This window comes from Klebsiella sp. HMSC09D12, from assembly GCF_001808475.1.
GTDB lineage: Bacteria > Pseudomonadota > Gammaproteobacteria > Enterobacterales > Enterobacteriaceae > Klebsiella > Klebsiella oxytoca.
The window spans coordinates 153,378-164,622 of sequence record NZ_KV793492.1; the positions used below are offsets into that span (position 1 = coordinate 153,378).

An 11,245-nucleotide genomic window follows, 5' to 3' on the forward strand; every position below is an offset into this window, starting at 1 on the left:
ATCTTAAAATTGACAGTCTTTTGGCGTAAACGACAGGTCACGCGTCTCATACCCCTGCGCAAAGCGGACTATCATTTTTAAATCAAGCGAGCTCGCCACATCGTTGGCGCAATAACGCGAGTAAAGTTTTTTAGCGTGCGCGTAGTAGAGCGCCATCGGTAAATCGGCCAGCTTTGTCTGGCGAACATGGTGTTCAACAATCAAGGTGTGCTGATCAAAATAGATGTCGGTGAGGGAAGTATTATTATCGATTTTTATCGGCAGCGGGATCTTACTCTTATCTTCCATGACCGATTGATAAAACGCCTGCCAGAGGATATTGCGGGTGTGCTTCTGCGCCTGTTTCAGGCCCAGACAGGATGAATGGAAAAGCACGAGCACAATGAGATACAGCGTTAACGTTCGCTTATTAATATATGTACTGTCATCAATCCCGATGACTTTATGTTTACGCCGCATCCAGCAGGCAATGATTCCGCGGCAAAAACAGAGTAACCAGATCGTGGTCCCTGCCAGCCAGGCCACATTAAAGCTGCGTCCGGGCGGAAATAACTCCACCGCCAGTTGATCGATAAAATAAAGAACCAGCGCCATGGCAGCGCAGGCGCGGCTATATTTATAGATTCCGAAGGCCATTGCTGCCCACAGGACAGCGAATAGCAGATTATACCCTCCACCGGTATTATCACTAAACCCGAGCCAGCCAGAGCCAGTGATGTATATATAAACTATGCATTGTATAACGCAAACAAATACGGCAGGATGCCTGCCTAAGACAATTTTGCGCGGAGTGGCGGCTCCGTTATTGTATTCATCTTCCTGATGATTCATATTAATAATCCCTGTCCGATTAATATAAATAAACAGGCCATAGCGGCCTGCTTATCCAGGAACGAGATTATTATCTTTTAACGCGCCTTACGCAATTTCACCGCTTTTAAAACCACAAATTTATTATTGGTGGCGATCGTCGTGCAGTTACCGAACGCGCGCTTCAGCTTGCGGAAATAATCGAGGTGGCGGTTACCGACGACATACAGCTCGCCGCCGTACTTCAGGCTACGACGGGCATCGTTAAACATCTGCCAGGCAATATGATCGGTGATCGCATGCTGCTGATGGAACGGCGGGTTGCAGAGGATGGCGGCGAAGCGGTCCGGTTCAATATCGGACAGCGCGTTATTCACCATAAACTCGCAGCGCTCGAGGTCATCCGGCAGATTGGTTTCGACGTTCAGTCGGCTGGAAGCGACCGCCATATAGGACTCATCGGTAAACATCACCCGGGCGTCGGGGTTTAAAGCCAGCGCTTTCAGGCCAATCACGCCATTGCCGCAGCCGAGATCGGCGATCTCGCCTTCAATATTTACTGGCAAGTGTTCCAGGAAGAAGCGCGCGCCAATATCCAGGCCGCTGCGGGCAAACACGTTGGCGTGGTTGTGAATCGTCCACGGTGTACCGTCCAGCTGCCAGCTGTAAGTTTGCGGCGCATCGGCTACCTCAGGCGCGGTAAAGGTACAGAAAATCAGCCGCGCCTTTTTCCAGGCCAGCGATGTGGTGGTGGTGCCAAGGATTTTCTCAAACAGCGCCAGGGTGGAATTGTGGACGTCGCGAGCTTTCGCAGCGGCGATGATGCGGGTTTCTGGCGTGACAACCGCGCGCAGAGCGCGCAGCTGCTGCTCCAGCAGCGCCAGCTGTTTTGGTACTTTAATGAGCACCAGTGCCGGAGCTGCGGGCAGTTCGCTCAGGGGATCCTGAAAACGTACGCTCTCTTCATTAATGCCGTTCATCCGCAGGTTGTAGCGGGTCGCCAGCTCAGATACGTAGGAATCGTTGATGCTGACCGGATTGCGTTCCGCCAGCGCGCAGCCCAGCGCGCCGAAGCTGTCATTGAAAATGAGCGTCAGGCCGTCGACATCATTCACCTGTTGCAGCAGATATTCATCCGCCGCTTCCCACGCCTGAAGCGCTTCCTCTTCAGCATTCGGCGGGAACCGCTCTAATGTGAATAACTCACCGTTTAACTCTACCTGGCTCATCGCCTTTGTGCCTCCGGAACTCTAAAACCCGCGAGTTTATACGCAAACTCCGCCCAGTAGAATAGAGATGCGCCGATTATCTCCTTCTTCCGGGCGATAGCCCGTTACGCCGGGAGGTCGTCCTGCGCCATGCGCGACAGGCGCTTATCGTCCAGACTATATTTGCTCATGATAACAATCAGCAGCGCCACCAGCACGCCGGGGAAGACGGTAAACAACAGCTTAATCATCTGCAGCGCGGACTCGGTTTGCTGGGCTGCGCCGCCGACGTAGTCGCCCCAGGCCAGCATATAGCCCACCAGCGCGCCGCCGATGGCGATCCCCAGCTTGATGGCAAACAGGTTCGTTGAAAAAACGATCCCGCTGAGCTTTTTACCGCTGCGTTTTTCTTCCGCATCGATGATATCGGACAGCATGCTCCACTGCAGCGGCGTGGCGGCCAGCTGGATAATATTGATGATAATCACCAGCGCAAAGATAGCGGCTACGTTCCCCGCCGGGACGAAGTACATGCCCGTCAGCAGCGCCGCCTCGATGGCCATCGAGATTTTAAACCCTTTCACTTTATCAATATTTTTAAAGATAAACGGTGAGAGCATCGCCCCCAGCACGCCCGAGGCCAGGGTGGTGGTCAGCAGCAGGCTACCCAGATCCGCCCGCCCCATAATGTTGTTGACGTAATAGAGCGTGGTCCCGCCTTTAAACAGCACCGCAATCAGGTTAACGACGTTGAGCGCGAACAAAATGCGCCAGTCCTTGTTGGCGAGCAGAGTTTTTAGATCGTCAAGAATGCTGCTTTGGTTGTTGACCGCGATATCCGTGGTGTAACGCTCTTTCGTCAGGCCAAAACAGATAAAGAACAGGATGATGCTCAGGCCCCCCATTACGATCATGGTGTAAAAATAACCGTTTTGTACGTTCCCCTGGCCCAACCACGCCACCAGCGGTAGCGCGGTCAGCGAAACAATCAGGCCGCCAAGCGTACTGAGCGCAAAGCGCCAGGACTGGAGCGATACGCGCTCGCGGGAGTCGTTAGAAATATTATTGATCATCGCGCAATACGGAACGTTAATCGCCGTATAAACCAGCGATAATAAGGTATAAGAAACATAGGCATAAATGAGCTTGCCGGTATAGCCGAAATCCGGCGTATAAAAAGTTAAGCAGCAAAGAACGCCAAAAGGAATGGCGAACCATAAAATATAAGGTCGGAATTGCCCATATTTAGTTCGGGTACGATCCGCCACCGCCCCCATTAATACATCGGTCACCGCGTCTAATACCCTTACCGCGAGAAACATGGTTCCCATATGCGCCGGACTTAAACCAAATACGTCGGTATAAAACCAGGCCATAAACAGCATCACTGTTTGCCAGACTAAATTACAGCCGGTATCCCCTAACCCATAGCTAAATTTTTCGTTAATACTGATACGGGCAGTGTTCATCGCGCCTCCGCCAGAAACATCGTTAATATTTGTCCTCTGTACGTTATTGCGAAGGGCCTACCGATTATGTATAAATCATCCTGTTAAATATAAGAAGAGTGTACCCGATGAGTGACGAATCTCCCGTTTTCGAAAAGATCCCCGTGGGCGCCGGCGAGCTATTTACCTTACGGGTAGATAACATAAATGATTTCAATGGCATAAACGTAGTCCCCCATTTTCATATGATGGACGAACTGATGTGGTTCAGAGAGTCGGCAGGCAGCTATTCGATTGGTGATGAGAAATTTACGATAAAAAACAATACCCTGGTTTTCGTCCCTGCCTTATTGATCCATGAAATGACGCTGCCGGCCGCTGCCAGCCACAAGCGTTATCTTATGCAATTCGAAAAAGAGTGGCTTGAGGGATATGACCTGTCGCTACCCGCCGCGCACTGCGGCGCAGTCGCTTACCTTTCCGGCGAGGAAGCCGAGCGTCTGGAGCTGCTCCTGAGCTGGTGCGGCGAGTTCAGCGACTTTGCCGATTCGCTGTTCCGTTCCCTGATGCAGAGCGTGCTGCTGCATGCCTTTAACAGCCTGAAAGATTCCGTCCCCATTACCGAACGGACCAACCACCGCTACCTCAGCGAGCTGATTGAACTTCTGCAATCCATTGATGAAAATGAAAATTTTGAGATGACGACCGAAGAAGCCGCCCGCCGCTGCCGGTGGTCGAAATCCTGGTTTTCCCGCACCTTTAAATCCGCCTTCGGTATCAGCTTCAAAAAATTTATGCTGCTGCGCAAACTCAATATCGCTATCAACCTGCTGACCAATACCGACCTGAAGATCAGCGATATCTCGCAAAGCGCCGGCTTCACCGACAGCGCCTACTTCTGCCTCAAGTTTAAGGAGATGATGAACGACACCCCGCTGGCCTTCCGTCATAAAGTCAGAAGCACCGATGCCGTAGGCAGCCGGGCGGAGAAATAACGCGGTTTTGTGAGCGCTGTCACCGGATAAGTAGACGTTTATTATATAAATAGCCAGAGTCTATATATCCCCTTTACCATCGCCTGTTTACAATCATCGCTATATTTTGCGTATTAAGGGTAAATACGATGATTCAGAATCCTGTTTTTAAAGGTTTTAATCCGGACCCCAGTATCTGTCGGCGCGGCGATGATTATTATGTAGCTGTCTCTTCCTTTGAATGGTTTCCCGGCTTGCCGATTTACCATTCGAGAGATCTCAAACATTGGCAATTACTCACCCACGTTCTCACCGATGATACGAATCCGGATTTAAAAAAGCTGCCCTCCGCCAAAGGTATTTGGGCGCCAAGCCTGACCTGGTGTGAAGAGGAAAAGCTGTTCTACGTTATTTATGGCGTAATGAATTCCATGAATTCGCGTTATTTTGATGTAGATAACTATCTTATTACCGCCAGTGAAATCAGCGGCCCGTGGAGTGAGCCGGTTTATCTTCACTCGGCCGGGTTCGATGCTTCTATCCTGCACGACAGCGACGGTAAAAAATGGATCGTTTCACTGGAGTGGGAAACCCGCGAAGGTTACGAAAAACCGGGCGCCATTTGCCTGGTGGAGTATTCACCGCAAAGGCAAAGCGTTGTCGGCTATCCGCAGCGGATCTGGCGCGGCGGGACCGATCGCGGTTGTATAGAAGCACCGCATTTGACGCGCCGCGGCGACTATTACTATCTGATGGTCGCTGAAGGCGGCACCGGTTACGGCCATGCGGTCACTATGGCGCGCGCAACGCAGGTCGCTGGCCCCTATGAAGGCGATCCGCAAAATCCTATCGTCACCGCCTGGCCGGAGAATTTTAACGAGCGCCACGATGCAGGTCATCTCAAACCACACTACTTCAATCCGCAAACCTATCTGCAAAAGGCCGGGCACGGCAGCTACGTCGAGACCCCGACGGGGGAAGTCTGGTTAACCCACCTTTGCAGCAGACCCTTCCGCCAGGAGTTGCGCTGCCCGCTAGGCCGCGAGACGGCGATACAAAAGATGGTATGGAGCGACGATGGCTGGCTGCGCATGGCGGCCGGGGGGAACCTCGCTCAGCACCAGGTGGAAGAGTCTAATCTGCCTTCTCAGCCGTTTCCGGCTAAACCAGACAGGGATGATTTTGATGGGCAGACGCTGGATAACGCCTTCTATGCGCCGCGGATCCGCTTTCAGCGCTTTACCAGCCTTGAGCGTAAAGCGGGTTACCTTGCCTTACGCGGTCAGGAGTCGCTGAGCTCGCTGAATAAAGTCAGCCTGCTGGCGAAAAAGCTCACCTCGGTATACGCCACCATCACCACGAAAATGGATTTCAGCCCGGAGATTTATCAGCATAGCGCGGGCCTGGCGCTTTACTACGACAATATGAACTATCTGTTTTTGCATAAAACCAGGGATGAAGCCTCCGGCGCAGCGCAGCTGGCCATCATTTATATGGACAACGGTGAGCGTCACGACGACCCGCAGAAAATCTGCCTTACGGAGGGGGAAATCTATCTGGCGATGGCGATTAATGGCCGGGAGATACAGTGCTCGTGGTCCGTGGATGGCGAAAAATACCTCAACATCGGCGCGGTCTACGACACCTCGCTTTTTTCCGATGAATACAGCCGCTATGGCGAGTTTACCGGCGCGTTTGTCGGCATGGCCTGCGTGGATAGCATGCTGCATCGTAAAGAGGCGCTGTTTGACTTCTTTAGCTACCGGGCGGTCGAAGACGCGATAATCGAGTAACGCTGCCTTTCTGGCATCCTGCCCGCGCGGGGTGCTAGAATCCGCGGCTGTTGTCGCTGAATTACGCAAACAGGCCGCATGAGCACTTTAACCTATCTCCAGGGCTACCCTGAATCCCTGCTGGCGCAGGTCACCGCGTTAATCGAACAGAACCGTCTCGGCGAGGTGCTGAAAAAGCGCTATCCGCAGGGCCACGATATCAACAACGATAAAGCGCTGTATCAGTACACCCAGGATCTGAAGTCCCGCTATCTGCGCGGCGCGGCGCCTATTAACAAAGTAATGTACGACAACAAGATCCACGTGCTTAACAACGCGCTCGGCCTGCATACCGCCATCTCCCGCGTTCAGGGCGGCAAGCTGAAGGCCAAAGCCGAAATTCGCGTCGCCACCGTTTTTCGCGATGCGCCGGAGGATTTTCTGCGGATGATCGTGGTGCACGAGCTGGCGCACCTGAAGGAAAAAGAGCACAACAAAGCGTTCTATCAGCTGTGCTGCCATATGGAGCCGCAGTACCATCAGCTGGAGTTTGATACCCGCCTGTGGCTGACCCAGCTTTCGTTAGAGCGTTCTGCGCCATAGCGCACTGGTTTTGTCATGATGCCGTGCTACAGTGACGAAAGGTCCCTTTTACGGAGTTCGTCAACGTTTATGATACGTTTCGCAGTTGTTGGCACAAACTGGATAACCAAGCAGTTTGTCGATGCCGCCCATGAAACCGGCAAATATAAACTCACCGCCATCTACTCCCGCAGCCTTGAGCAAGCCCAGGCTTTCGCCAGCGACTATCCCGTCGAACATCTCTTCACTTCGCTGGAAGATTTAGCGCAAAGTCCTGACGTTGACGCGGTCTATATCGCCAGCCCAAACTCGCTGCACTTTCCGCAAACCCGCCTGTTTCTGCGCCATAAAAAGCACGTCATTTGCGAAAAACCGCTGGCCTCGAATCTGCAGGAAGTGGAAGCCGCCATTAAGACGGCGCGGGAAAATAACGTGGTGCTCTTCGAAGCGTTCAAAACCGCCAGCCTGCCAAACTTCCTGCTGCTTAAACAAGCATTCGACAAGATCGGCAAGCTGCGCAAAGCCTTTATTAACTACTGCCAGTACTCTTCCCGCTATCAGCGCTATCTCGACGGTGAAAATCCCAACACCTTCAATCCGGCCTTCTCTAACGGCTCGATTATGGACATCGGCTTTTACTGCCTGGCCTCGGCGGTCGCGCTGTGGGGCGAGCCTCGCGCGGTGCACGCAACCGCCAGCCTGCTGGAGAGCGGCGTCGATGGCCAGGGCACGGTCGTTCTCAGCTACGGGGATTTTGATGTCACTTTGCACCACTCAAAGGTCAGCGACTCGGCGATCCCCAGCGAAATTCAGGGCGAAGCTGGCGCGCTGGTGATCGAAAAAATCTCCGAATGCCAGAAAGTGTGTTTCGTGCCGCGCGGCGGCAAGTCTCAGGATCTCACCCAGCCGCAGCATATCAATACGATGCTGTATGAAGCGGAGGAGTTCGCGCGTCTGGTCGAAGCCAACGAGGTGGTTCATCCGGGTCTGGAAGTGAGCCGCATCACGGCGAAGCTGCTGAGCGAAATTCGTCGCCAGACCGGGGTCGTGTTCCCGGCGGATAGTCAACCGGTGGCGTAAAGCTGTGTAAATGGTCCGTCGGCCTCCATTGACGCCATTTATAACCTGTAATACTTTGTTACGCGCAAAGGGGAGTAACTTCCTTGCCGGCCGATCGTCATTACGATGCGTGAAAAACCGCATCCGGTCGCCGGGCAACAGATTCTTGTTGTAAGTGAGACCTTGCCGGAAGGCGAGGTCTATGCATAAAAGCGCAGCGGCTGCCGTCTTCCGACGTCAGCCGTTTTGTTTTTATCTAAGGAAAATAGTAATGAATACTGTCGGCACACCGTTGTTATGGGGCGGATTCGCAGTGGTCGTGGTCATTATGCTGGCTATCGATCTGCTGCTGCAGGGACGGCGTGGTGCACATAGCATGACCATGAAGCAGGCCGCTGGCTGGTCAATTCTCTGGGTTACCCTCTCGCTGCTGTTTAACGCCGCTTTCTGGTGGTATCTGGTGCAGACCGAAGGTCGCGCCGTGGCCGACCCGCAAGCGCTGGCGTTCCTCACCGGCTATCTGATTGAAAAAGCGCTGGCCGTGGATAACGTCTTCGTCTGGCTGATGCTGTTCAGCTACTTTGCCGTTCCGCCTGCGCTACAGCGCAGAGTGCTGGTTTACGGCGTACTGGGCGCGATCGTGCTGCGTACGATCATGATCTTCGCCGGTAGCTGGCTGATCTCTCAGTTTGAGTGGCTGCTCTACGTCTTCGGCGCCTTCCTGCTGTTTACCGGCGTGAAGATGGCGCTGGCGAAAGAAGATGATTCCGGGATCGGCGATAAACCGCTGGTGCGCTGGATCTGCAATCATCTGCGCATGACGGATAAAATCGAGGGTGAGCGCTTCTTTACCCGCAAAAACGGCGTTATCTACGCCACGCCGCTGCTGCTGGTGCTGATCCTGGTCGAGCTGAGCGACGTAATCTTTGCCGTTGACAGTATTCCGGCCATCTTCGCCGTGACCACCGATCCGTTTATCGTGCTGACCTCCAACCTGTTCGCGATACTTGGCCTGCGCGCGATGTATTTCCTGCTGGCGGGCGTCGCGGAGCGCTTCTCGATGCTGAAATATGGCCTGTCGGTGATTCTGGTGTTTATCGGCATTAAGATGCTGATTGTCGATTTCTTCCATATTCCTATCAGCATTTCTCTGGGCGTGGTCGGCGGTATTCTGGTGCTGACCCTGCTTATCAACGCCTGGGTCAACAAGCAGAACGATAAGAAAAAACAGCTGCAATAAAAGGTAAACGACCGGGTGAAGACCCGTTTCACCCGGTCGGCAACGTTCGCCGCGCATTATTCTTACTCATGTCACAAAATAGTTAATGCATAGTTAAAAAATAAGATCTCAGCGCGATAAACAGCATTTTACCCTTCCCCAATAGCGTTCTTTCCGTATACTCAACCAGGCAAACATCTATTTACATCCGGACATAAACGTTACAAATAATACGTAGCCGGGACGGACAGCGACATCACTGGAAGGAATGAATTATGGCAACCCCATCACCCCGATCGACCCTGCTACGGCGGCTGGCTCAGGGCAGTCTGGTCAAACAAATTTTAATCGGTCTGGTACTCGGCGTACTGCTGGCGACGGTCTCAAAACCGGCCGCCGTCGCGGTTGGACTACTGGGTACGCTGTTCGTCGGCGCGCTGAAAGCGGTAGCGCCGGTGCTGGTATTGATGCTGGTTATGGCCTCCATCGCCAATCATCAGCAGGGGCAAAAAACCAGCATCCGCCCGATTCTGTTCCTCTATCTGCTGGGGACTTTTGCCGCCGCGTTAACCGCGGTGCTGTTTAGCTTCCTCTTTCCGTCAACGCTGCACCTGAACGCAGCGGCAGAGAGCATTACTCCGCCGTCGGGCATCGTTGAAGTCCTGCGCGGGCTGCTGATGAGCATGGTTTCTAACCCGATTGACGCCCTGTTGAACGCTAACTACATCGGGATTCTGGTCTGGGCCGTCGGTTTAGGGTTCGCGCTGCGCCACGGCAATGAAACCACCAAAAATCTGATCAACGATATGTCCCACGCGGTGACCTTTATCGTTAAGGTGGTGATTCGCTTTGCGCCGCTGGGTATCTTTGGGCTGGTCGCGTCAACGCTGGCGACGACCGGGTTTGAAACCCTGTGGGGCTACGCCCAGCTGCTGCTGGTGCTGGTTGGCTGTATGCTGCTGGTGGCGCTGGTGATTAACCCGCTGCTGGTGTTCTGGAAAATCCGCCGCAATCCCTATCCGCTGGTGATGACCTGCCTGCGCGAAAGCGGCGTATACGCCTTCTTTACCCGCAGCTCCGCCGCCAACATTCCGGTGAATATGGCGCTGTGCGAAAAGCTTAATCTGGATCGCGATACCTATTCGGTCTCTATTCCGCTGGGCGCGACCATCAACATGGCCGGCGCGGCGATTACCATTACGGTACTGACCCTGGCGGCAGTGCACACGCTGAACGTTCCGGTCGATCTGCCGACCGCGCTGCTGCTCAGCGTCGTTGCTTCGCTGTGCGCCTGCGGCGCTTCCGGCGTGGCGGGCGGGTCGCTGCTGCTGATCCCGCTGGCCTGTAATATGTTTGGTATCCCGAACGATATCGCCATGCAGGTGGTCGCCGTCGGCTTTATTATCGGCGTCCTGCAGGACTCCTGCGAAACCGCGCTGAACTCCTCAACCGATGCGCTGTTCACCGCTGCCGCCTGTATCGCTGAAGACGAACAGCTGGCGAAGAACGCCCTGCGCAGTTAATCTCCCCCCCCTCCGCTAACGCGCGGAGGGGGTTTCCTTCTGTACCGCCTTTTCCACTTTAAACGGATCGATACCGCGCTTCTGCATCCGCCGGAAACGAATGATATTCAGGCCGTTCATCAGCAGGAAGCTGCCTTCAATCAGAGTGCCGCCGATCGAACCCAGCCAGAAGTTGTGGATCACCCAGCAGGCGGTTGCACACCACATCACGCAGCGGACGGTGAGCCCGGAGCAGCGAAAGAGCGCCCAGGTACTGGCCAGGGTGCCAATAATCGGCAGCAGCTCCATAGCGTGCTGCAGCTTCGCCAGCCCCAGTACCAGCGTGAGCACAATAAACAGGGTCATCACCCACAGCCTGCGGGTGCGCATGGAGACGAGGGTACGAACGGTATTCAGCTCGGCGCTCATACCCGCCGGCCAGGCGCCCATCAAAAAGAAATGCACGCCAATGGTGGCGCTATAAACGGCTAGCTGGAGCTTAAAGCGGCGCTCATCGCGATTGAAAAATGTCGTAATACCGATCAGAAAGGCGATAACGCCAACGCTCTGGGCAAGCCAGTATGCGGTCATGGGAAATCCTTATATACCCGTCATACTTCAAGTTGCATGTGCGTTAGCCGCGTTACTCGGCCTGCGGTCTCGCCCCTTCG

General features: G+C 54.0%; 10 protein-coding genes. 6 read left to right on the forward strand and 4 right to left on the reverse strand.

What is annotated here, in order from left to right:
* Window positions 1-3: 3 nt before the first annotated feature.
* The 3 genes from HMPREF3178_RS19170 to HMPREF3178_RS19180 all read right to left on the reverse strand — a co-directional run bounded on the left by HMPREF3178_RS19170 (window position 4) and on the right by HMPREF3178_RS19180 (window position 3,487).
* Entirely contained in the window at window positions 4-831 is an 828-nt protein-coding gene (locus tag HMPREF3178_RS19170) for a hypothetical protein (RefSeq protein WP_029496779.1), read from the reverse strand.
* A gap of 77 nt (window positions 832-908) precedes the next feature.
* On the reverse strand, window positions 909-2,039 hold the full coding sequence (gene rlmG / locus HMPREF3178_RS19175) for a 23S rRNA (guanine(1835)-N(2))-methyltransferase RlmG (RefSeq protein WP_017145385.1): 1,131 nt from the start codon (window positions 2,037-2,039) through the stop codon (window positions 909-911).
* Window positions 2,040-2,143: 104 nt separating this feature from the next.
* Window positions 2,144-3,487, reverse strand: coding sequence for a glycoside-pentoside-hexuronide (GPH):cation symporter (locus HMPREF3178_RS19180; protein ID WP_017145384.1), 1,344 nt, complete (start codon window positions 3,485-3,487; stop codon window positions 2,144-2,146).
* A 107-nt stretch (window positions 3,488-3,594) separates the two neighbouring features.
* Between HMPREF3178_RS19180 and HMPREF3178_RS19185 the strand changes: the two genes are divergently transcribed.
* The 6 genes from HMPREF3178_RS19185 (at window position 3,595) to sstT (ending at window position 10,595) form a co-directional block, all read left to right on the forward strand.
* Window positions 3,595-4,461, forward strand: coding sequence for a helix-turn-helix domain-containing protein (locus HMPREF3178_RS19185; RefSeq protein WP_004105950.1), 867 nt, complete (start codon window positions 3,595-3,597; stop codon window positions 4,459-4,461).
* A gap of 128 nt (window positions 4,462-4,589) precedes the next feature.
* Window positions 4,590-6,233, forward strand: coding sequence for a glycoside hydrolase family 43 protein (locus HMPREF3178_RS19190; RefSeq protein ID WP_004105951.1), 1,644 nt, complete (start codon window positions 4,590-4,592; stop codon window positions 6,231-6,233).
* Window positions 6,234-6,311: 78 nt separating this feature from the next.
* A complete protein-coding gene (locus HMPREF3178_RS19195; RefSeq protein ID WP_014839612.1) occupies window positions 6,312-6,815 on the forward strand; it encodes a M48 metallopeptidase family protein in 504 nt (167 codons plus the stop codon).
* Window positions 6,816-6,884: 69 nt separating this feature from the next.
* Entirely contained in the window at window positions 6,885-7,874 is a 990-nt protein-coding gene (locus HMPREF3178_RS19200) for a Gfo/Idh/MocA family protein (protein ID WP_004105959.1), read from the forward strand.
* 250 nt (window positions 7,875-8,124) lie between these two features.
* Window positions 8,125-9,093 (forward strand): TerC family protein, encoded by a 969-nt coding sequence (locus tag HMPREF3178_RS19205; RefSeq protein ID WP_017145383.1) that lies wholly within the window; start codon window positions 8,125-8,127, stop codon window positions 9,091-9,093.
* A gap of 254 nt (window positions 9,094-9,347) precedes the next feature.
* A complete protein-coding gene (gene sstT / locus HMPREF3178_RS19210) occupies window positions 9,348-10,595 on the forward strand; it encodes a serine/threonine transporter SstT (protein WP_004105963.1) in 1,248 nt (415 codons plus the stop codon).
* 15 nt (window positions 10,596-10,610) lie between these two features.
* Here sstT and HMPREF3178_RS19215 read toward each other — a convergent pair whose 3' ends face one another.
* Window positions 10,611-11,165: a YgjV family protein gene (locus tag HMPREF3178_RS19215; protein WP_004105965.1), complete on the reverse strand. Its 555-nt coding sequence runs from the start codon at window positions 11,163-11,165 to the stop codon at window positions 10,611-10,613.
* Window positions 11,166-11,245: the final 80 nt, after the last annotated feature.

Coding starts and splice junctions, on each gene's coding strand:
- HMPREF3178_RS19170 (WP_029496779.1), bottom strand. CDS start 831: ATGAATCATCAGGAAGATGAATACAATAACGGAGCCGCCACTCCGCGC.
- rlmG (WP_017145385.1), bottom strand. CDS start 2,039: ATGAGCCAGGTAGAGTTAAACGGTGAGTTATTCACATTAGAGCGGTTC.
- HMPREF3178_RS19180 (WP_017145384.1), bottom strand. CDS start 3,487: ATGAACACTGCCCGTATCAGTATTAACGAAAAATTTAGCTATGGGTTA.
- HMPREF3178_RS19185 (WP_004105950.1), top strand. CDS start 3,595: ATGAGTGACGAATCTCCCGTTTTCGAAAAGATCCCCGTGGGCGCCGGC.
- HMPREF3178_RS19190 (WP_004105951.1), top strand. CDS start 4,590: ATGATTCAGAATCCTGTTTTTAAAGGTTTTAATCCGGACCCCAGTATC.
- HMPREF3178_RS19195 (WP_014839612.1), top strand. CDS start 6,312: ATGAGCACTTTAACCTATCTCCAGGGCTACCCTGAATCCCTGCTGGCG.
- HMPREF3178_RS19200 (WP_004105959.1), top strand. CDS start 6,885: ATGATACGTTTCGCAGTTGTTGGCACAAACTGGATAACCAAGCAGTTT.
- HMPREF3178_RS19205 (WP_017145383.1), top strand. CDS start 8,125: ATGAATACTGTCGGCACACCGTTGTTATGGGGCGGATTCGCAGTGGTC.
- sstT (WP_004105963.1), top strand. CDS start 9,348: ATGGCAACCCCATCACCCCGATCGACCCTGCTACGGCGGCTGGCTCAG.
- HMPREF3178_RS19215 (WP_004105965.1), bottom strand. CDS start 11,165: ATGACCGCATACTGGCTTGCCCAGAGCGTTGGCGTTATCGCCTTTCTG.